At 42.3% G+C, this 21,292-nt stretch carries 18 protein-coding genes; 4 read left to right on the top strand and 14 right to left on the bottom strand.

Going from position 1 to position 21,292, the window contains the following annotated elements; genetic code table 11:
* Positions 1 to 40: 40 nt before the first annotated feature.
* Positions 41 to 628: a hypothetical protein gene (locus tag OQ268_RS14260; RefSeq protein ID WP_265856985.1), complete on the bottom strand. Its 588-nt coding sequence runs from the start codon at positions 626 to 628 to the stop codon at positions 41 to 43.
* 52 nt (positions 629 to 680) lie between these two features.
* Complete coding sequence (locus tag OQ268_RS14255; RefSeq protein ID WP_265856983.1) at positions 681 to 1,616, bottom strand: hypothetical protein; 936 nt, start codon at positions 1,614 to 1,616, stop codon at positions 681 to 683.
* Between the two features lie 375 nt (positions 1,617 to 1,991).
* On the opposite strand from OQ268_RS14255, the gene OQ268_RS14250 reads away from it, so the two are divergent.
* Positions 1,992 to 2,870 carry a TIR domain-containing protein gene (locus tag OQ268_RS14250; protein WP_265856981.1) on the top strand — a complete coding sequence of 293 codons (879 nt, stop codon included), beginning with the start codon at positions 1,992 to 1,994 and terminating at the stop codon, positions 2,868 to 2,870.
* 28 nt (positions 2,871 to 2,898) lie between these two features.
* Here OQ268_RS14250 and OQ268_RS14245 read toward each other — a convergent pair whose 3' ends face one another.
* The 12 genes from OQ268_RS14245 to OQ268_RS14195 all read right to left on the bottom strand — a co-directional run bounded on the left by OQ268_RS14245 (position 2,899) and on the right by OQ268_RS14195 (position 17,982).
* The gene (locus OQ268_RS14245) at positions 2,899 to 4,641 is read right to left on the bottom strand and encodes a DUF2326 domain-containing protein (protein ID WP_265856980.1); all 1,743 of its coding nucleotides are present in this window, start codon (positions 4,639 to 4,641) and stop codon (positions 2,899 to 2,901) included.
* Positions 4,613 to 4,879, bottom strand: coding sequence for an ABC-three component system middle component 6 (locus OQ268_RS17965; protein WP_407674006.1), 267 nt, complete (start codon positions 4,877 to 4,879; stop codon positions 4,613 to 4,615). The genes OQ268_RS14245 and OQ268_RS17965 overlap by 29 nt, the downstream gene beginning before the upstream one ends.
* Positions 4,880 to 4,881: 2 nt before the next feature.
* Entirely contained in the window at positions 4,882 to 5,835 is a 954-nt protein-coding gene (locus tag OQ268_RS14240; RefSeq protein ID WP_265856978.1) for an ABC-three component system protein, read from the bottom strand.
* A 130-nt stretch (positions 5,836 to 5,965) separates the two neighbouring features.
* Positions 5,966 to 9,196, bottom strand: a complete 3,231-nt coding sequence (locus OQ268_RS14235; protein WP_265856976.1) for an error-prone DNA polymerase — start codon at positions 9,194 to 9,196, stop codon at positions 5,966 to 5,968.
* Positions 9,197 to 9,208: 12 nt separating this feature from the next.
* Positions 9,209 to 10,717 carry a Y-family DNA polymerase gene (locus OQ268_RS14230; protein WP_265856974.1) on the bottom strand — a complete coding sequence of 503 codons (1,509 nt, stop codon included), beginning with the start codon at positions 10,715 to 10,717 and terminating at the stop codon, positions 9,209 to 9,211.
* 5 nt (positions 10,718 to 10,722) lie between these two features.
* Entirely contained in the window at positions 10,723 to 11,460 is a 738-nt protein-coding gene (locus OQ268_RS14225) for an ImuA family protein (RefSeq protein ID WP_265856972.1), read from the bottom strand.
* A 229-nt stretch (positions 11,461 to 11,689) separates the two neighbouring features.
* Positions 11,690 to 12,700: a DUF6602 domain-containing protein gene (locus tag OQ268_RS14220; RefSeq protein WP_265856970.1), complete on the bottom strand. Its 1,011-nt coding sequence runs from the start codon at positions 12,698 to 12,700 to the stop codon at positions 11,690 to 11,692.
* Between the two features lie 38 nt (positions 12,701 to 12,738).
* Entirely contained in the window at positions 12,739 to 13,536 is a 798-nt protein-coding gene (locus OQ268_RS14215) for an SOS response-associated peptidase (RefSeq protein WP_265856968.1), read from the bottom strand.
* A gap of 526 nt (positions 13,537 to 14,062) precedes the next feature.
* On the bottom strand, positions 14,063 to 15,637 hold the full coding sequence (locus tag OQ268_RS14210; RefSeq protein ID WP_265856966.1) for a hypothetical protein: 1,575 nt from the start codon (positions 15,635 to 15,637) through the stop codon (positions 14,063 to 14,065).
* Between the two features lie 101 nt (positions 15,638 to 15,738).
* A complete protein-coding gene (locus OQ268_RS14205; protein WP_131538549.1) occupies positions 15,739 to 16,557 on the bottom strand; it encodes a hypothetical protein in 819 nt (272 codons plus the stop codon).
* Between the two features lie 393 nt (positions 16,558 to 16,950).
* The gene (locus tag OQ268_RS14200) at positions 16,951 to 17,637 is read right to left on the bottom strand and encodes an AbiV family abortive infection protein (protein WP_131538550.1); all 687 of its coding nucleotides are present in this window, start codon (positions 17,635 to 17,637) and stop codon (positions 16,951 to 16,953) included.
* A gap of 165 nt (positions 17,638 to 17,802) precedes the next feature.
* Positions 17,803 to 17,982: a histone H1 gene (locus tag OQ268_RS14195; RefSeq protein WP_090985867.1), complete on the bottom strand. Its 180-nt coding sequence runs from the start codon at positions 17,980 to 17,982 to the stop codon at positions 17,803 to 17,805.
* A gap of 411 nt (positions 17,983 to 18,393) precedes the next feature.
* On the opposite strand from OQ268_RS14195, the gene OQ268_RS14190 reads away from it, so the two are divergent.
* From OQ268_RS14190 to OQ268_RS14180, 3 genes are all read left to right on the top strand, one after another.
* A complete protein-coding gene (locus tag OQ268_RS14190) occupies positions 18,394 to 19,596 on the top strand; it encodes a di-heme oxidoredictase family protein (protein ID WP_265856961.1) in 1,203 nt (400 codons plus the stop codon).
* A gap of 137 nt (positions 19,597 to 19,733) precedes the next feature.
* Entirely contained in the window at positions 19,734 to 20,045 is a 312-nt protein-coding gene (locus OQ268_RS14185; RefSeq protein ID WP_265856959.1) for a QcrA and Rieske domain-containing protein, read from the top strand.
* Complete coding sequence (locus OQ268_RS14180) at positions 20,042 to 21,268, top strand: hypothetical protein (protein ID WP_265856958.1); 1,227 nt, start codon at positions 20,042 to 20,044, stop codon at positions 21,266 to 21,268. Before OQ268_RS14185 ends, OQ268_RS14180 begins: the two co-directional genes overlap by 4 nt.
* The last annotated feature ends 24 nt before the right edge of the window (positions 21,269 to 21,292 follow it).

Raw genomic sequence — 21,292 nt, 5'->3', positions numbered from 1 at the left:
TGGTCTCTAAACTATTTCTAATCCTACAGTGGCCATTCACTTATTTATCAAGATCTTCAAAAATACTTTTCAAAACTTCTTCAGGAACCCGCGTCTTCGGGAAAGATATTTGTTCTTTTAACTCATTTATACCAAAAACCTGCGGATGCTTATCGCGAGGATCCTGGGTATAGACTACTGTGCATGCTGGCAGACCACCAAATGCTCCGCCAGAGTGAATCTGGTCATGACCAATTGTATAAAGCTCTCCACCGCAATGAACCTCCTTATCTTCCTTTAGGACAAACAATCCCTCTTTAATTTTCGTCAAAGTCCGATCTCCATTTGCTGGGTAACTGCCCTTATATTGACTTACCTCAATTCCTCCAATATCATTCAGGCTATACAACTGATTCATTACACATCCACAATACACATAACTCTTTACCTTATAATAATGGCCGTGAATATCAAGCATTGGTGTTATGTCATAAAATTTTTTATTCCAAATATGCAAGCGTATACTTTCGCCGTCCTGAAATGAATGGAGGACTGTATAAACAAAACCCAAAGGATGGAAGAAGAAAGTATATTCCATTTTTTCAGTGTTCTGCAGACCATCTATTAGTTGCTGGATTTCTACTTGCATCTTCAATCGGTCAGATGTGCGAAATAAATCTCTTAGTCTTTCGAAATCAGTTTTATGCATAGGGATTATCGTTGTCTCTAATTATTTTGCAAATAGCCTTATAATCATCTTCAGATAGATTCATATCTAAACTAAGTTCGTTCAACATTTTTTGTACGTCTTGAAAAGTTATTTTTTTCACTTGATATTTATCTGCAAGTTGAATATCTATTGGCAAATTAAGCTTAAACGTCTGTGCTGCCTCTTCCTGATAGGCCTTAAATAAGAAAGATTCCGACCGGCACATTAATGCAGGCTCTGCTCTATCTTCCTTTGTAATTAACGCCGCTCGGGAACTCAAATCAATCCTTAGTGTTGAAAAAACACTTTTGAATTTCAAAATAATATCAAAATTAGGGTTATTAGTTTTATAGATAGCCGCAACCAGCACGGTGCTTAGCAACTCCCTCCGCACAAACTGCAAACTCCACTGTACTTTACCTCTTTTAGCCGAAGAAAGCGAACCTCTATAACTGGAATAAGCACCACATATCTTTTCATCCGACGGATCTAGTAAGTGAATCTTTAAAGATTTATGTCGATTCGAACTTCGAGCGGATTTATCCATTAAAGGAATTGTTTTTGCCCTAGTATGACGCCCCATTCCACCACTAAAATGCCATGTATCCGTTTGAGCCAATTCTGCGTCAAATAACTCCTCTAATCGCAACGATTCAATAATGTCGAATTTTTTGTCGTTATCTGGAACCTCGATGTAAAACATGAAAAGACCGACAGAAACGGTGACAATTAATGACACGAAGATGCCGTCTAGTAATTTTAGAACTAGTGCATGCCACATCGGCTCTTCTGTTGAAACACCTTTTATGATTTCAGGATGAAAGTTCACAATAACAAAAATTCTGAGAAGAATAATGATTGCCAACAAGGAAACTATCAACAAAAGAAATATTCTTCTGGATTTTTTGGGTTGTAATAATGACTTCAAGAGCGATAAATTTTATTGGCTATCAATTTACAATATTCTAGATAATATCGGACTCATTAGACAAAAAATATTAGAATAGTTTTGACCATGACCAAATATTCAAATTCACTAATGATAATAAATCGGTAAAAATGTCTCTAAATTACCCACAGTCATATTGGAAATTAGTGCTAATGGTCTTTACAGATAGGATTTGAGGCATCCGTTTCCTGAAAATCAGATTTAAAATTTCAAGACTAGTTAGATTTATCTTCCTATACTATCAAGCACCTTACAAAAATTGCGTGCATCTCATATTACCTAAATCTGATAGAAATTTAAAGGATTCGCAGTTCCCCTTTTTGTAAAAAAAGCTATATTGCAAAAACGCAAAACATGTTTAAAGCATTTATTTCTCATAGCAGCAAGGATAAGCCTTTTGTAAGAAAATTGAAAGAGGACCTCAACTTCAATGACATCGAAACTTGGGTGGATCAAGATGAATTAAAAATTGGCGATCAGCTTTCGGATAGTCTATTAAATGGCATAAAGGAATCAACCCATTTTATTATCGTACTGTCAAATAATATCAAAGGAAGTGATTGGGTAGCGTTGGAAATTGACGAAGCGGTGAAATCGTTTGATAAGAATATTCTACAAAAAATTATTCCAGTAGTTTTGCGAAATACCGATATTCCTACGCAATTAAATAGTATGCTGAGGGCCGATTTCTCCAACATCACGTTTACGTTAAGAGATGATAAAGCCCACTCTATTGGGGATGCCTATACTTTGGAGTTGACAAAAATAATTAATGCGATTAAACTGAACAAAGACGTACGTTTACTTGAAAAAGAAAAAACAGAACTTGTCAAAGAGATCGCTAGCAATTCTGAAATAAATCAAAAATCAAGGGTAAACTGTTATTACGAGATTACGGGATATATTAGTAATGAAACCAAAAGAAAAAAGGTTGCTGATCTTAAAGCTAAACACAAAGGCACCCCATTGAACAGCCTTGCCATTGAATCCGTTGTTCCAATTGTTCTTCCATCATTATTGGCACCATTATTCAATGGAATAAAGCTTGGAGAAAAATTATTTTTTCCCACTGATCCGTCACAAAATATTGAGGGCCATTTTTGTGGATTTTCCCAAAACAATGCCCGTATGATTGTACCATCGATAATAAGAAAAGCATTTGGTATTAAATCAGGAGATGTTGTTTTTTTAGAAATCGATGCTGACTCACGAAAAATTAGGTTTATCGATTAATGTCCAATACTACCTACCTCCTGTTTTTCTACTCCTTATCGTAATCAAGATCCACTTGAATACCAAGTAATTTAGATTTATCTGATTCGTCAGTAAGCTCCAGAATAATGTTATCTTCTATGATATCATTGAATTCATCCACTTGCATTTCGGCCTTTAAAGAGTCGTAAGTAGTTTGATTAATTGATATAACGTATTGCAAATCACTTTCTGCAGTGTTATCATAAGCCACCTTCATAAGCGTAGCTTGTTGACGTGAATCGATCTCTGACAGCAAACGACTATCGTGAAACAACAACTTAACATTATGGTTGTGCTGTGCCTTTAGGATTGTCCAATCAAAGCAAAATATTTTTACGTCGTTTACACCATCACCTTTATCATCATCAATTTTTGCCTTAATTTCAAACCGAGTTTTGTTTATCCCCTCATTGCTTTTGATGTCTATCCCCGCACGTTTGTGCTCATAAAATTCGTCAGTAAGTTCTTTGAATAGAATGATGTTCTTTTCGATTAATTCCCGCTTCCTGGTGAGATAATCTAGAGTTGCGGTATTTTGAAGACTAAACTCCCGTTTTAACTCCTCTGTTTTGTTTTTATATTCCTGTTTGAGAAGCCTGAATTTCTCAATGCTATCATATCGGATTTTTAGATCTTTTAGCTGTTCGTTAAGCTTGGTAAATTCATCTAACGCACCTCTTGTATTCAAATATTCCAGTTTAGAATCTTTTTGCCTACCCAAGTTTTTTATTATGGCCTCAACATCCCTAAGTTTTTTTTCAAAGTCGTTCTTTTCCCGAATTAACCGTTGTGACCTATTGTCCAAGAGCTTCCCATTAAATTCTTCAACATCAGCTAATTGTTTTTTGACATAATCTGGCAGCTGTATCTCCGCTTCCCGATATAAATCTATTATCTTCTTTCTAGGTATATCCGGGGTATATTGCAAACTCTTTTCAATGTTTCCAATCGCAGTTTTGTAGCTGGATGCCCTGTTCTCATAACTTTTAAGCTCAAATTTCAGTTGGTCAGCTTCTTTCACTACTTGATAATAATCTTCAGCCACCTTGAATTCAGAGATGCTTTTTTCAAGTTTCCCAATTTTTTGTTTCAGATCAACTACATCAATTTCATAGTCATCTTCGTCTGATGAGAAGAAAGATTTTATAACCGGATCACTTTCCACTGATTTTTTCATTTCCTCAACCCGGTCGAGGTCATCTTTTAATCCCTGTTTTTTTAAGATAAGAGAGATGTCCAGACCGAGTAAAAAAGCGTTATTAACAAGTTCACCTGACGGTTGTTCATTCTTAAGATAACTGTCGTAGGTTATATAACTACTTTTTTGTGGTCTAATAAACCGGGGTATAAGGGATCTGAAAGTTAAAAACTTTGATTCTGGCGGAATAGCGAAAACCTTCGTACCAAGAAAATCGGTATATTCTTTCAAGGTCATCTCTTTTTCATTTAAGGATACCACTCCTTGGTTGACGCAATTTCTTGCTACTTTGAAGGTCTCCTGGCCAATTTCGAAATCAAGAAAAAACTCCCATGTATCAAGTTTAGACTCAAATTCTGGATTTTTCTGCGACCCGAGGCAAAAGTGTATTAAATTGATGATGAGCGATTTTCCAACACTATTATACGTTCCCTTTTTGTTTTGGGTATAGTCGTCATTATGCCGCTTCCCTAAAATGATAGAGATTCCCGTTTTATTGAATTTAACGGTTTTGAAATCTGGCTTATTCGCCGAAAGTTTGATTAGCCGCATTGTATATTAAGCCCTCGGCATTTATTTCTATTGCGCCGATTATGTATAAATAATTAAGTGAAAGAACCACGTTATCGAAACCGTGATATGCAAATGCTTTTTTCGCGTTGTTTTGTTTGGATACTTTAAACCATAATTGGTCAACAGTTTGTGGCCCATCTTTTAAATATTTGAGAAGATACCCCCCTAATCCCAATAAAGATTCTGCTATTCGAATGTGTTTATTTGGCAAAATCATACTTAAAATAGTGTAATCTGAGTTGGCTGTTGCGGTTTTACCGGTTCTTCAAAAATATCGCAGTAGCCAAAGAAATAAGACATGAGTACAAAGATAGCATCCTTTATTACCTTTTTGTTAGATGGAAATGCTTTATTCAAGATATAGAAAAAAACAAGGTCGTTTTTATCTGGCGAATTTGGGATCTCCCGTATTCCCTCCAGATATAGCTGGTTAAATGTATTTCGCAGGTCGTTCTTAGTAAACGTACTGTTGATCGTAAAATATTCCTTCAATGCTCCATCTTGATAAGAACCAAATTGGAAAATTGTAGCTATTTGAGGGCTAATGTTATTGAACTCAATCTTTTCTTCAAAATTCGGATTTTGGGGGAAATCTTCCTTTATATATTCTACATCAAGTTTCTCCAGATACATAATCACATCATTCAAAACAGATACATCAAGAGTAATCTCCTCTGGAACTGCAACAAGTCCTATTATGTCCTGTTTATCTTCATCAGAAAGTTCCATGAACAAATCCTCGAGTTGGTTCGATAAAAATGGGGCACAAGAAACACCTGGATGGGCATTTTCAATCTTTTTCAATTCAGGAAACAGGCTTGGAAAACAACCAGTATATTTGTCGTTAACTACATAATAAAATTCTTGAATTGGAGCCACCTGGCCATTCCAGTATTTGTACAAACCTCCGAAATCGGTAACCAGTTTATCAATCGTTTTCTTTTCATTGAGGGTTGGGTCGGCGGGAGAATAAACCTGATAATACTTTCCTTCATTTTTGATGAAGCCATCATTTTTTCTATCACCATAACTACCCTGGGGAGTTATCGGCACAAATGATTTATTTGACAGTTGCATGATTCTCGTGAAAAAATTCTCGAAATCCTGACCTTTACGTTTGTAGATCTCAAGTTGGAATAGCTTCCTGGCGTAATATTGTTCTGTTGGGGTCATATGGGGTTGGCTTAGTGAAAATAGAAATTTTATTTAACAATTAGCACGTTCGAGATGAAAATGTCCATAACTCGGCGCAGTCTCTATTCTTAAAAACCTTGTAATTAGGTTTCGTCTCAAAATATTTAAGTTATTTAAAATTCCTTCCGCCATGAAAAGCTTTTTTAGGTGCTTCTTCTCGAACCTGTGCCCGCCTATTCTGCGATGGATAAGGCGCAGTCTTTTCATCGCCTCTCGCCAAAGTCAATACCGGCAGTTCATCAACGTCTCGTTGTACCAACTTTCCAAGCATCTTCGTGAAATCAAAACATTTGCTAACTATCACGTGCACTACCTTTCCCTCTCGCTGCAATCGGCCTTCTACCATCAGCAGCCTAGCATGCAATATTTCCTTGCGATAGGTTTCAAACAATTTTTCAAAGACCACCAGATTAGAATACCCAGTCTCGTCTTCGATAGTGATAAAGCAAACTCCACCCGCAGTTCCTGGACGCTGGCGTACCAGTACCAATCCCGCTACTTTTACCAATTGGCCATCTGTAGAATCATTGTTGATATGGTGGCAACTGCGGATATTGAGCATATCCAGTTGCGGCCTCACAAAACTCACCGGATGAGCTTTGAGCGAAAGTCCAACCGTTGCATAATCCTGCACCACGTGTTCTCCCTTTCCCATAAGCGGAAGCTCGACCTGTGTTTCCAGCACGCTTTCAGATGCCTGTCCCTTGAAAAGTTCCACCGGCATGTCCTGCAAAGCCGAAACTTCCCATAGGGCCTTTCTCCGATCCATTCCCATGGATCGGAAAGCATCCGCATCGGCCAGTCTCTCAAGCGCCGCTAGTGAAACGCCAGCATCGCGAAGCGCGGTAATGCATTTATATCCTTCGCCACGACCATTCACCAGGGTCTCAATATCATCAGACCGGATGCCACTGATCTGCCGGAATCCCAACCTCAGCGCGAAATATTTGCCCGATTTTTCTTCGAGCTTATTATCCCACAGCGAATGGTTAACATCCACCTCGCGCACCGCTACGGTATGTTTCTGCGCATCGATAACGATCTGCGCGGGCTGGTAAAAGCCCATCGGCATACTGTTCAGCAATGCCGTAGCAAAAACATCCGGATAATAATGCTTTAGCCAGCAGGATACATATACCAGCAGCGCAAAACTTGCCGCATGGGACTCAGGAAAACCATAGCTTCCAAATCCCTCCAGCTGTTTGAATATTCGCTTTGCAAACTCTAGCGTGTATCCCTTTGCCAGCATCCCATCAATCAGTTTTTGCTCATACTGGTTTACCAGCCCCTTAAATTTGAAGGTTGCCATACTCCGCCGCAGACCATCAGCCTCGGCAGGGGTAAAACCAGCAGCAACAATGGCAATCTTCATCGCCTGTTCCTGGAAAAGCGGAACGCCCAGGGTTCTGCCCAAAATCTCTTCGAGTTCCGGCGATGGATACACCACGGGTTCTTCGCCATTTCGCCTGCGCAGATATGGATGTACCATATCTCCCTGTATTGGCCCGGGCCTGACAATTGCGACCTCGATCACCAGATCATAAAATTCCCTAGGCTTAAGCCTTGGAAGCATCGACATCTGCGCCCGGCTCTCAATTTGAAATACCCCTAATGTATCAGCCAGACAGATCATATCATAGACTTCGGGGTCGTCTTGCGGGATATTCGCCAGGGTAAACTGCTTTCCATAGTGGTCACGGCAAAGGTCAAACGCCTTTCGTATGCAGGTAAGCATGCCAAGCGCCAATACATCCACTTTTAAAAAGCCCAGCGCATCGATATCATCTTTATTCCACTCGATATTTGTTCGGTCCTCCATCCGCGCATTTAGGATAGGGCACAGGTCGGTAAGCTTGCCTTGAGTTACCACAAATCCCCCGGTGTGCTGGCCGAGCTGCCGAGGAAAGCCCATCATCTGGGAAGTAAGCTCCAGCGTTTTTTTAAGGTGCGGATCATCCGGATTTAAGCCCTGTTCTGTAACCCGTTTTCCCTCGAACCATTCATCTGTAAACTCCCAAATAGAACTCGACAACCTATTGATTGTATCCACTGAAAGTCCCATCGCTTTTCCCACATCCCTAATTGCGCCCTTCTGGTGCTGCTGGGTGACTGTCGCTACGATTGCCGCCCGGTCACGCCCGTACTTATTGTAGATATACTGGATGATTTCTTCCCTACGCTCATGCTCAAAATCCACATCAATATCGGGTGGCTCGTTTCTGGCGGGCGAAATAAAGCGCTCAAAAAGCAGATCGAATTTCATGGGATTAACCGAAGTAATTCCCAGAACAAAACATATCGCAGAATTGGCCGCAGAACCCCTTCCCTGGCAAAGAATCCCTCTCGATCTGGCCTCGCGTACAATATCTTCAACAAAAAGAAAATAATTGGCATAATCCATCTGCCTCACAAATTCCATTTCATGGTGGATCATTTTAACCACCTTTTCAGGGATTTCTTCACCGTAAAACTCATGCGCTCCTTTCCATGTCAGGAACTCTAGTTCTTCCATTGGACTTCTGCCGCTTTGATTGATCTCTTCGGGATAAACATATTTTAGCTCATCCAATGAAAAATTACAGGCCTCGGCAATGATCATCGTATTTTTGATAGCACTTGGGTATTTTCTAAACAATCGCTCCATCTCGGCGACCTCTTTCATATATCGTTCTGCATTCTGATGCAAGCGAAACCCGGCATCTTGGATGGTGCATTTCTCCCGTACGCATGTTAGCACATCCTGCAATTCCCTGCGCGAGGGATCATGGTAATGGATATCGCCCGTTGCAACAACCGGAATTCCGTAAAAATCTGAAAGCTGCGAGGTCCGGAAGATAAGCTTATCATCGTTTCCCAAATAAGATCTGGTAGCTGCTAAATATAACTGACCATTCAGTGCCTGACTGTATTCTGCGACAGCGCTGATAAAACTAGGCTCGTATTCAAACCTGCGGTTAAGCTCGCCGGGCATCACTAGGCAGAAGATGATCCCCTTGCTATGGGCATAAACATCCGCCCTTGAAATATGGCAGGAACCTTTTTCGGCGCGCATATTGCCAAGGGTAAGCAGCGCCGACAATCTGCCGTACGCTTCCTTGTCGGTTGGATATGCCAAAAGGCTTTGCCCATCCAGCAGATCCAGCCTGCAAGCCGGAATAAGCTTCAGGTTTTTTTCCCTGCAAGCCGCATGTGCGCGGACAATCCCCGCCAGGGTATTACGGTCTGTGATCGCTATTTTTTGATAGCCAAAAGTCTCCGCCTGTTCCACGAGCTCATGGGCATGCGAGGCCCCCCGCAAGAAACTAAAATTTGATGTAACCTGTAATTCGCTATACGCCATAACTTATCTTCCTTATGCAAAAAATCCATGGATAAACCATTTGTACTTATTTTCTCCGCCATAATGCCCCGAACGGAACAGCCAATAACGGCCGCCCTGCTCATCCTCTACCTGATAGTAATCCCTGTGCTCGCCCTCGTCCAGCCACCATTCCCGTTCGATCCGCTCCGGGCCATCGGCTTTTGCAATGATATGTCGAACTCCCTTATAGATAAAAAACTTAGGGGGATGATCTGGGATAATTGCCATTACCTCAATTGCAACCGGAGTTTTTAGCAGCTCTGTAGGCCTTGGCTTATCCACCCGCCATGGCGCATTTGGTTTTTCGGTTACTGAAACCGCTTTGAGTATCGCCCGTTCTGGCCAGTATCTTTTGGCGGGCAAATAGCGATGTATCACCTGAAAACCTACCTTTCCAGCGACGCGGTCAAGCAATTTGATTACGCTCTGATCATCCAGGCCCGGCTTTGATGTCCACATTTCTTCTTGTGGAACCTCGACATCATCCACCTTCGGCGCATCCAGCACAAAAAGCTCGATGCCAAGGGCTGGCCTGATCTGATCGATCTTCAGCTGAAATAGCTTCAAAAGGTGGCTGATATTATGCGATGCTCCACTTGTACCGATATCAACCTGTACCACTTTGCCATCGATACGGTAGCAGGTAAGCACGCCGGATCTTAGCCCCTTTCCCTCGGCCTGCATTCGCTTGCACAGGTTTTCCAGTAATTTATTGATGGCAATTTCTATCCCGTTCCTTGTTTTGATAGGCTCTAGGCAAGCCAGTCTCTCGCTGAAAGGCACAGGTACCTGCATGGGAATGAGTACTTCGTTTTCTGTGCCTATCGCCTGGGCCAAGCGTAGCAGAAATTCCTCGCCAAAGCGCCTGCGCAATACGGATCTGGGCATTCCAATAAAACTCTTGATCTGATAGAATCCGAGTTTTCGAAGTTTCGCTAATGTGGTCTCCTCAAGGCGCAGCGCATCTGGCACCAGATTGAGCAAAGCATCTACATGCTCGCCTATCGGGATCAGCGGGGTCACTTTTCCGTAATGGGATATCGCCCATGCGGCTCCGGGCGTATCGGCTATCGCTACGCGGACGGTATAACCCTTGCTTTTTAACCTGGAAACGATTTCTTTTAGATATCCGCGTTCCCCGCCCCAAAGATGGCTGCATCCGGTTGCCTCAAGCAGCAGCCCATCCATCGCAAATTCATCGATTGCAACTATAGGAGAATAGCGCACGCACCATTCGCCAAGCCCTTTGAGCAGTTTTCTGGGTCTTCCGGGTTTATCATCCAACACCTCAAGTCCGGGACAAATGGCCTTTGCATCTGCAGCACGCATTCCAACCTCGACACCAAATCCATGGCCCAGCTCGCTCACCGCGGTGATCATCATTCGGCCGTGGTCGGGCGCAGTAAAAACAAAGGGCACGCCAGAAAGCTCGGGCCTGCGGATAAGCTGCCAGTCAGCCAGCAGCTGGCGGAACCATATGGAAACAAAACGCCTTTGCATGATATCTATCCAATCTGCCTGCCCTCCATTTCAGACCAAACAATTTCCTTTTTGACTTTCTTAACTTCCTCGAATTTTTCTCCAGCCCATTCCAGCACGAAGTTTCCAGGATTCCCATTGCGCACCTTTAGCAGCTCGACCTGCCAGCGTGGAAAACCCAGGCCTGGCATTCCATCTTCTGTTTGCGAAGGCAGGGGACTTATCCTCCATCTCGCGGTGGCCACTGTACTTGCGGTTTTATTTTCATCTTTTCGGAGGATAAATCCTGTTACGCCACTTGACTCTACAGCCAGCTGCAATCTTCGAGATTCGATAAGTGATAAATTATTTACCTCGGCGACTACGGCCGCGAGCCCCTCGCACTTGAGGGCCTCTTCTGTAATCCATAGCACATCCTTTTCGGTCTGTACATCCATAAAAATAATGCGCTCGGGCTCGACATTGAACAGGCCGAGCGAGGCAGGGAAAAGACGACGCGAAGTACTTGCCCATACGCATGCCGCACCGTTTTCCATAAGCACAGCCAGCAGACCTGCGATGAAGCCATCGCTTGCCGCTGATTGTTCCGGGACTACAGTAATAAACTCATGGATCGCTTTTTTGGGGAATACTCCACCTGGGAAAGCATCTTCAATCTCTCCTAGGCCGATTCGCTCAGCCTTGCCCGAGGCAACGGGCTTAAAGCCCTGCCACAACAGGATATCCTGCTGCAATTTTTGAAACAATTCCCTTTTAGCATCCATGGTATTCGAGTTAATTTTATACTATTATTTTTAGTATTCTAAAATTGTACAACAAACATAAAGCTAAAATTGTTAGTAAAATACAAAATGTTGAAAAGATTGTGCTTTTGGTGGAGAACTCCAATTAAGGCATAGCCTAATGTTGCGCACACAGATTGTTTATTTTATCTTGCAAAAAAGAAAAAAATAAGTATTCCCTTGTGTTGCCAAATAAGGAAAACTCGTAAAATTAGATATCCGATGGCTCCAATCCAACGAAACCCTGTGCTTTAAGAATTGCCGCCGTTTCTTCCTGGTATCGCTTGTAGCCTTCCGGATCAGCGTACCTGGTTTCTACGATACTGCCATTTTCCAAAGAGGTGGAACCCGTGCAATATAGACTGGACAGAACATTGGGCTGATAGGTGTTTTTCAAAAGCGCTAAGATGTCAAAGGCAAACTCGGAAAAATGCTGTTCCCAGAATGTCAGCAGCAGGCTGAAATATTGATCATCCTTATACTTTAGGCATTTCGATGTTGTCCAAAAGGATAACGATGAGTTGTTGTTTGGCTTAGAATCGACATTTTCATTTCTGAAGCTTATTTTTCCGCTGTTGTATCTATCAAGCGTTTCGGCCCGGAGTATAATTCCCCCGTAGAATCTTCGAATCATTGTGGCATTAACTAGTTCATCCATAGCTGCAAAATCTTTATCATGCTCTTTACGGAGTTCGAAAAATACAGTTGCACAGAAGAAATTGGCAGGAAGATACATCTTGGCGCGACTGGTCGGCGGGTCTACCCGCGCCAATAATGGCTTAAGCTTGGACAGCTGGTCGACCGCTTCCTTCGCTGACTGCCTGTTAAATGCGGATTTCACCTCAAATACCGCATGAACATACTCAACAGGTATTGCCAGCGACTTTCCCTGACCGGAAGAATCTGGATTATCCTCGACCCAAAGCACAGGAGATTCCAACTGGTCATATATGATCACATCATAATGCACCATGTGCTCCTTGCTGGAAATCCCGGGTGAAATGATATATCCAGATGTTACCGCATATCTTTTTGGCAGAAATTCGCTTAGCCATTTTCGAAATTCGGCCTCTGCTACAAGACCATGTCTGACTTTTACCAGCTTATTGTTTTCCAGATCCTTCGCTAAATCATAGGCAGCAAGCATTCGGGTTTTTGCGGCGAGGAACTGTTTCCATCCCTGGCTTGCCATCTGTGGTTGGAGCGGCTTTTGGCTTGACATTTCGTTTCTATCTTTTGCGCTAAATTAAAAAAGAACCGCTAGTTTCTCCAATGATCAAAATCCAGTTGTTCCTGATCCACAAAGGTAAGGTCAAGAGCTGGATGATCGGGATAATCAGCCGGCGTAGCCTCGCCTGCAAAACGGTAATCCTTATCGATGGTACATGCCTCCATTAATTTTGATGGGATTTGGGTAAGTGCAATTTCGGTCAGGCGTTCTTCGCTCGGTTCCTCCATTAGCCACTCCCAGGCCAAATCATCCGTAAGGATAGTTGGCATTCTTTTTTTAGAATTATGGATCTGCTGCATGATTCCATTTGCCGCGGTAGTTCCAAAGGCAACCGTACGCACCCATTGCCCGGCTTCCTTATCAAACCAATCATTATATACTCCGGGAAACCAGAAATATTCTTTATCCACAATACCAATCATATAGGGAACTTTATCTGTTGCCTTCAGCAACTGGCCCTTCTTACCATAGGTAGGTACATGCATGGATTCGATGATACCAGTTGAGAGCACCAGACATCGACGCTGGCGCGCAGCCTCTGCCCACATGGATTTTTTACCAGCTTCATTAGTAAAAAGATTCTCCGCCTTAAAGTTGAGCGTGGTATACATGCCCCTAAACTTTTTGGCCTCTTCGCGGTCTTTTGCATAACCTGGGATAAATCCCCATTCGGCCTGTTGGATCTCAAAATCTCTGCGGTCATCAGTCGCAACAACAATTGCACATGGCGCATAGTTGAACCCATTATGTACGCCCTTGTCCAAAAAATCATAGTTTCTGACCGCTTTTTCCAATTGCTTGAGTTGGATAAACTCGGCTCTGGTCACTTTCTGTCCGTTGTAATAACACATGATTCTTTCCTATTAGCGCGGATATGCTCCGCAATTAATTTCCCTATCTCCTGCGCTTCGGCCTGTCTCCCCTGGGGGATTGAAGTCCAGAACTTCTGATCCCGGATACCAATTCCGATAGCAATCACCAGCGGCTTTTTCCAACCGCCAAAGTTAACATGGAATACCCTGTTCGAACCGAACTCATGTTCAGAGACCATAATCTGCCGCCCATCAAGCACTAGTTCAAATGGTGGTTCAATTTTCCTCACGATTAAAATTAAGGAAAAAATCCAAGAAACTAATAGTAGTCAAGCGCCTAACTTTCAGACACAAAATAAAAAACGGGGAACAATCGTGATGATCATTCCCCGTTCTAAATTAACGCTCTCATATATAAAGACGTAACTTGAGCAGATTTATTATAAATGCCATTAATTTTTTTCCATTTCTCTCTGTTGATTCTTTCCTGCTTCTAGATACGTGATCACTAGGTTTTTACTAAACTTGGGCCTTTTAAGGTTTACTTGTTCAGCCCTAACCTTTCCATACATTGAAGAAAAGCCTCATTCAGTATTTGATTTTTTGATGTTACATGACAATGTTGTAAATAAGTAGCGATAGACCATCGGACGGCACCAGTGTCCGCAACTTTCTTGCCCATGAGCTCATTTAGGTTGAATCCTTGTTCCAATGCACTGCCCATCATTTCAATATCAGCGATACTGGCGAGCTGAAGATCATAAGAGATTTCCTTGTGTGCTGTGGTTAGATCTGGAAGAATAGCAGAGTTTAAAACATATACCTGATCATATCCAACTATGATATTTAGGATTCTTGTTACTTTTCCAAACCTAACATCTTTAACTTTTTTTTCTAATATAGCCTTCCTAAATGAATCCAATTGCCGTACGGCCTTTTTTAGGTTACCAGCCTGAACCTCCCCTTTGATGATTTCAGGTTCAAAATAACTCCTTGCCGGAAGTTTTAATAAGGTTGTTTTAACTTCCACAAGCAAACATACTTCAGCATTAATAAGTGCAAAATCAGGAAGAAGTCCAGTCCAAGGCTCGGAAAAATCAACGTCTAGATCAATAAATGTGTGTGATTTGCTTGGCGTCTTGAGGTGCCGTCCAATATATTCCCTGAAAACGATTCCAAACGCATTCCGAAAGGGATTTTCTCCCGTTTTTCCAGCAACGTTTGCGATTTGTTGTTCTTTATTTGCCAATAAATAAAATATCCCAGCACTTGCCTTTTCCAGAAAATATTTAGGCTGAGGGACGACTACGGTACCAGCCCTGAGAACGCTGGATCTATCTACGCGTATTGCGGGCATGGCGGTGAAGGGGTCATGTCCATAAATGTCTTTTAATTTATCCATCTGATTGCCTCGACCTGGACCACGAACCATCTCCCTGTATTGTTTTGCAGTTCCTGTTGCCAATTCTGTGAAAATAGATATTGCTTCCGGGGTGACGATGTCTTTTAATTTGGAGATCTCTATGGTCATTTCGTAGTCTAATATCCCATTTACCAATAACCACATCGCAATACCTGTAGCCATAAACTGAAAACAATCCAGTTTGTAAAACTCCATTAGCTTTCTGTTAAAGTCATATGCAGAAGTTGCAATAGAAGGATTCGATATGAACATGGCATAACCTCTTCCAATAACGGTATGCTGCCTTGCTTGCAGGGGGAACTGGATTTGACCAATGCGAGAGAAATATTGAGATATGGCCTCCGGACCTTGGTCGATTGAAATGTCAACGTCTGTATCATAAAGCTCTATTACCATTTCGTAAGCCTTATGAAAAGCTGGGGTATCAAGCAACATACGTTGTCCTTTATGATCATTCGCCCCGCTCAAGATCATAAATCTTGCCATCCGGGTCAGATTTAATCCAACAAACTTTCTTTCCTGCTCTGTCAACCGACCTATCCATCTATACAGATGCTCTGGAACATTCGAGCTGTGGAGCTTTTGCTCACCATATTTCAAAACAGCATTAATTGCCCCGAATAAATAGAGCGTATCAGATAAATGGAATTTTTTAAAGTAGTCATACAACTCTTCCAGAGATCCTTTCTTCATATCGTTTGTTATTGGTTTTGCAAATCAGTATTATATATAATCCGCATGGAGGCAAATTTTACTGCAGGCTAGTTCTTAGCCAGTACCATACTGCTTTAGCTTCAGGGTATCAGTTTGACCGAAGTATATCCATATGTTAATGCTAAATATGGTGGCTTTTTGAATTCTTCAATTTCATTCTCAACCAGAAAGGCTCTTCTGTAATTTGTCTTCTTAATTGAATTACCTTTTTCGTCTAGCTGGTCCTCTACGACTCCACTGATTTTAAAATTTTCACCATAAAAGTTTCCGCGCTGCATGTTTCCACCTACCGCAGCATCGGCCTTGGATTCAATTACCTTTTTTAATATCTGCAATGGATCTAGAGTTTCGTTTTCCTTAAAGACCTGTTCAGCATACGCTTTACCCGAGCCGAAAAACATCATTCCATGCTCTGGCAGTATCTCTTCAAATTGGTACTCGACTTGATCTTCCTTTATATCCGGATAAAAACGCACTATACGCACCCGCTTCTTGACGATGCAGTAGCCTCCAAGTAGAATTTCCGAAAGGCCTGTTTTTCCCAGAACAGCGGTTAGCTCCTGAGAAACCTCCCTATAGTATTTAAGAACAAGGGAACTGATCCCTATGATAGATACATCAGACATGTTTGTTAGATAGGTTACATTCGGGAGAATTTCGGCAATGGAGTCTTTAACTGTATTCGCATTAATGGAACTTCCCACGACCGCAAGCCCATAGCTTAGCTCTTGTTCATACTTATTGAAATCCTCCCTGGATTTTGCAGGCCCTTTTAATTTAAAAGGAACAATAAATATCTTGATCCCCTTATCAAAGAAACCAGCCTCACCAAACGAAATCCTGGAATCTGAAGAGAACGATACACCTTTGTCGTTCCTCTGTGCAATTACTAGCGTCATAAAAAGTCAAATCTGAGGTAAGCGTGAATCCCAATCTAGGAAATATTAAACAGAATTAGTTGTTTAGGCAACAAAAAACTGTTCGTAAAACAGAGCTGTCCAATAGGATTATTACAAGCCCGGTTTTATTTTTGCAGCTTTTTTACTCTAATGAGTAGCCATTTAGTACCCCAGCATAAGTTTTGATGTCGTAAATTCCCTCCACTCCAACCATAAATTGCTTTTGAAAATCATTCCAGCACATAAACCTATAGATGTCTTTATAAGAATTATTCAGCTTTCTTAGAAAAAGCTACCAACCTGTTCTTTATCGTTGATTTATTAAGTGACTTGAAAAACTCCAAAATGGCAAAATAATTTTCTGCAAAATACGGAAAGCAAACGTTCCATGCCTCATGATTTTTTTCTTTCTTTTTGCAATTTGTATGCCTGTTCCCGAAGCTTATCCAACTCGTTAATGTTAAATGGAGTCCAAGACTTTAATTCTTTATCGGACATTACCTCAATGGATCTCATAAGTTTAGCAATGTCTTTTTGGAAAAGATTGACATAAGCTTTAGCTACCTGATAGTCGCCAGCCGTAATAGTAGAGGGATCGACAATTGAATTAATAAAGTCAACATAGAAAGCCCTCTGTTTCAAACTATCGGCATTGCTCCACCAAAAGTAATTAGCTGTAGCCATGGCAGTATTCATTAATGCTGCCCCTAAAAAGGAGAATATTCCAGTTGGCCTTAAGTTTGTAGACGAAGAAAAGCGAAACAAAAGATACATCGAAAAAAAATCCTTAACCAGATCATGCCTTACCTTGTGATGAAGGAAAATCTTCTTAAACCATGATTGCTGTCTCAGGGGTACTTTTCTAGACATTAGCAAACAGGCAAAAGCTTTTATGAGTTCTTCTGTACCCAAAATCAAATGAGCGATTGCATTCTGAGGTTCGTCAGATTTCCCAAGTATTTCAGCGCAGCGGAAATGCCTATTTGCATTTTCCTCTATGACAGGATATATTGATTTAAATTCTTGTAGGGTCAGGTCGTTCCACCCACGTGGTTTTGAAGGCGTATCCAAGGTATGCATATATTTGAGCGTAGCTTTCTAAAATAAGCTGAGTATAAGCTTTGTGCAAAAAATCTTTTGCACATATTCTCTTAAACTCTGAGATAAATTCAGCATGTCAACCATAAAATAAAAAAGCCATCAGTTTATACACTAATGGCCTTATTTCCCAAAACAGTCTCTTGTTTATTTATCGTTATTTTTTTTCTCTGTAACTTCAGCCCTTATCTCTTGAGCCAAAACCTTAAGGTCCTGCATTGCCTTACGTACTCGCGTACCAGCCGCTGCGTTTCCACCATCATAAAATTTTGTTACATCGGCTTCTACTGAAGCAATAACTTCCTGCACCTGTTTGAATTTGTCCATAACTGATTTTTTTTAAAGGGCCAGATGACCCTGGTATTGTTTTTTATCTAGGAAACCGTATTCCAGCCCTAAAACTAAACATTTCAACCAAAATTCAAAAAGAACTTTAAAAATTCCGAATCCTGCATCATTGCCTGCCCTTATTACATCTGCTTACAATGGATAAACCGTAGCATCCGCCAACAAAACACCCTATCCGGTTAAGTTCCTGATTTAAAAGCAATAGATGATTTACTGCTTTGGCTTATAATACTGCATTCCGTGCTCATGTTAAAAAAGTAGGTCACTTTGGGAGCCGTGCATTATAATTCCGACACCGTTAAAATCAATCTAAAAATAAATTTAGATAAATCTAAATTTATTTTTAGTCTTTTCTATTTTTATTATTAGATTTACAAAAAATCAGATAACATGCAGAAAAGATTACCCATTGTCCTGCTTTCACTTATGAGCCTGGTTGCTATAATGGTGTCCTGTGAGAAGATAATCCCTTCTTCTCCAAAAGAGGATGAAATTCTTGATGGCCCGGTAGAAGGACTCAGCTATGAACAGCTCAGACGGTTCGCTTCGGGAGACGCGGCCTTCAACAATGAGATATTTAGTCCTGAGAACGGCCTTGGGCCAGGCTTTGTTGCAACCAGCTGTGGAAGCTGCCATGCGGGTGACGGCAAAGGCCATCCTTTTACTACGCTGGTCCGTTTCGGGCAGACCGATGAAACAGGCAATAAATTTTTGGACCAGGGAGGCCCACAACTGCAGAACAGGGCTATTCCCGGATACAAACCTGAGCAAATCCCATCAGGGGCCACCTTTTCAAAATTTACACCGCCTGCTAATACCGGCCTTGGCTTTCTCGAACTGGTAGCTGATGCAGATATACTAGCTATGGCTGACCCCCAGGATCTGGATAATGACGGCATTTCTGGTATCCCGAATTACGCAATACTTCCCACATATGTTCAGGCGATTAACAATGCTATTGTACTGAAGGGAAAATATATCCATCGTTTTGGAAAAAAGGCGGCAGCATATAACCTGCTCCACCAGACTGTGAATGCCTACAACCAGGATATCGGGATCACTTCAAGCTTTGATCCTGTGGATGCCTATACGCGGATGGTGATTGACCCTGAAATCCCCACACTTACAGTGAATAACGTGGTGTTTTATCTACAGACGCTAAAAGCACCCATGCAGCGCGATGCGGGGAATGCGGAAGTTGAAACTGGCAGGAAACTGTTCGAAAAGATTAACTGTTCAGGCTGTCACAAGCCTACCCTAAAAACAGGTTTTTCTCCAGTAGCCGCTCTGTCCAACAAAGAATTCCATCCCTATACCGACCTGTTGCTCCATGATATGGGACCTGGGCTGGACGATGGTTATACGGAAGGATCGGCTAAGACCTTCGAATGGAGGACCCCGCCCCTATGGGGACTGGGACTTTCGATGAATTCACAGGGGGGATCTTATCATCTGCTGCATGATGGAAGGGCAAAAAGCATCGAAGAGGCGGTAACCCTTCATGGAGGAGAGGCATCTGCAAGCCGCAACAGGTTCAACCAGCTGTCAGGGGCAGAAAAAAATGCGATGCTCAGATTTTTAGAATCACTATAGAAATGAAAAGAAAAGATTTTATAAAAGGCTGTGGAATGGCCTGCCTTGGAGGCCTTGGGATCACCACGTTGATCAGTGGATGCAGCAGCCTGGTGCCGGCGACGGGCGAGATTGCAGGGGATAACCTAGTCGTAGAAATGAAAGACTTTGAGCTCAGACAGGGAAAAAATGTTCAGTTCAAAAGATACATTGTAGTCAGCAATGACCTGCTCCGATACCCCATCTGTATCTACCGGCATGATGAACTGAATTATTCTGCACTATGGATGCAGTGCACCCACCAGGGAACCGAGCTCCAGGCTTTCGGAGACAGGCTTCAATGTCCGGCCCATGGAAGTGAATTTGACAATAAGGGCAGAATGACAAATGGTCCGGCAGAAGCAAACTTAAGAACTTTCCCCATTACCATAGAAAAAACCAGGATCAAAATTTCACTGAAGGCAGTATGAAAAAACTCTTAACGCTAATCATGTCTATTGGTATCGGTCAGATGGCCTTTGCCCAGATCGACCCGAAACTTTTAAGGGCCAAACCCGGTGATACAGCAAAAAACTCACTCAACATGGATGCAGTTTATGAACGGCCTTTTATTGCCGTGGGAAAACTTCCGGTATCGGTGGGCGGGTATATGGAAGCCAACTGGCAGTATCAGGGTACAGACGGGATCTCTGAAGGACAGCAGTTCCAGTTCAGAAGGATGACGCTATTTGTAGCCTCAACCATTTCCAAGCGCATCAAGTTCCTTTCCGAGATCGAATTTGAACCTGCTGAAAAAGAAATAGCGGTTGAATTTGCTGCGCTGGATCTTGAACTGCACCCTTTGCTTAATTTAAGGGGTGGGATGATATTAAATCCCATTGGTGCATTCAACCAGAACCATGACGGTCCTAAATGGGAATTCACCGACCGTCCGATCGCCATGACACAGATGCTGCCTGCAACCTGGAGCAGTGCAGGATTCGGGATTTATGGCAAAAACTATAGCGGTGACTGGATGCTGGGCTACGAGTTATATGCCACAAGCAGCTTTGACGATTCCATTATTGCAAACCATGAAAACAGAACCTCTCTGGCTGCTTCAAAAAGGAATCCGGAAAGGTTTGAAGAAATTGCAAGCGGGCAGCCACTGCTAACGGGAAAGGTAGCAGTGCGTAGGAACAATATAGGCGAACTCGGCCTATCCTATATGGGAGGGGTTTACAATAAATGGCAGTCGGACGGGATTGTTATCGATGACAAACGCAGGCTAAATGTTTTCGCCATAGACTTTAACACTACACTTCCCAAACTTAAGACCTTCATCACCGCTGAGTGGGCATGGATCAAGGTCGATGTTCCCGACACCTATTCCCAGCAGTTCGGGAGCCGTCAGATGGGCGGATATATAGATATTGTCCAACCTGTGATCAAAAGAACGATTCTGGGCTGGCAGCATTCTGTTGTAAGTTTAGCCTGCAGGGTAGAGTATGTGGACTGGAATGTGGGAAAGTTCAGGGAGACCGGCGGGAATATTGGTGATGAGCTTTTCAGTGTAATGCCCGGCATCAGTTTCAGGCCAAGGCAACAAACCGTGCTGAGGTTTTCCTACCGAAAACAGTGGCAGAAGGATATCCTTGGAAACCCGCCTGCCAGAACCGGAGCGGTGCAGTTCGGGGTGTCAACCTATTTTTAATGATACCTGCCAGGATAAACGCGA

This window comes from Pedobacter sandarakinus (assembly GCF_026240095.1).
Taxonomy (GTDB): Bacteria; Bacteroidota; Bacteroidia; order Sphingobacteriales; family Sphingobacteriaceae; genus Pedobacter; species Pedobacter sandarakinus.
Note: the sequence above shows the minus strand (reverse complement) of the source record. Positions and strands in the feature narration are given on the sequence as shown.

Excerpts from the sequence above, each read along its gene's own strand:
- OQ268_RS14180 (WP_265856958.1), top strand. The coding sequence starts at position 20,042 with ATGAAAAAACTCTTAACGCTAATCATGTCTATTGGTATCGGTCAGATG.
- OQ268_RS14210 (WP_265856966.1), bottom strand. The coding sequence starts at position 15,637 with ATGAAGAAAGGATCTCTGGAAGAGTTGTATGACTACTTTAAAAAATTC.
- OQ268_RS14205 (WP_131538549.1), bottom strand. The coding sequence starts at position 16,557 with ATGACGCTAGTAATTGCACAGAGGAACGACAAAGGTGTATCGTTCTCT.
- OQ268_RS14230 (WP_265856974.1), bottom strand. The coding sequence starts at position 10,717 with ATGCAAAGGCGTTTTGTTTCCATATGGTTCCGCCAGCTGCTGGCTGAC.
- OQ268_RS14250 (WP_265856981.1), top strand. The coding sequence starts at position 1,992 with ATGTTTAAAGCATTTATTTCTCATAGCAGCAAGGATAAGCCTTTTGTA.
- OQ268_RS14220 (WP_265856970.1), bottom strand. The coding sequence starts at position 12,700 with ATGTCAAGCCAAAAGCCGCTCCAACCACAGATGGCAAGCCAGGGATGG.
- OQ268_RS14190 (WP_265856961.1), top strand. The coding sequence starts at position 18,394 with ATGCAGAAAAGATTACCCATTGTCCTGCTTTCACTTATGAGCCTGGTT.
- OQ268_RS14200 (WP_131538550.1), bottom strand. The coding sequence starts at position 17,637 with ATGCATACCTTGGATACGCCTTCAAAACCACGTGGGTGGAACGACCTG.
- OQ268_RS14195 (WP_090985867.1), bottom strand. The coding sequence starts at position 17,982 with ATGGACAAATTCAAACAGGTGCAGGAAGTTATTGCTTCAGTAGAAGCC.
- OQ268_RS14225 (WP_265856972.1), bottom strand. The coding sequence starts at position 11,460 with ATGGATGCTAAAAGGGAATTGTTTCAAAAATTGCAGCAGGATATCCTG.
- OQ268_RS14245 (WP_265856980.1), bottom strand. The coding sequence starts at position 4,641 with ATGCGGCTAATCAAACTTTCGGCGAATAAGCCAGATTTCAAAACCGTT.
- OQ268_RS17965 (WP_407674006.1), bottom strand. The coding sequence starts at position 4,879 with ATGATTTTGCCAAATAAACACATTCGAATAGCAGAATCTTTATTGGGA.
- OQ268_RS14240 (WP_265856978.1), bottom strand. The coding sequence starts at position 5,835 with ATGACCCCAACAGAACAATATTACGCCAGGAAGCTATTCCAACTTGAG.
- OQ268_RS14185 (WP_265856959.1), top strand. The coding sequence starts at position 19,734 with ATGAAAGACTTTGAGCTCAGACAGGGAAAAAATGTTCAGTTCAAAAGA.
- OQ268_RS14260 (WP_265856985.1), bottom strand. The coding sequence starts at position 628 with ATGCAAGTAGAAATCCAGCAACTAATAGATGGTCTGCAGAACACTGAA.
- OQ268_RS14235 (WP_265856976.1), bottom strand. The coding sequence starts at position 9,196 with ATGGCGTATAGCGAATTACAGGTTACATCAAATTTTAGTTTCTTGCGG.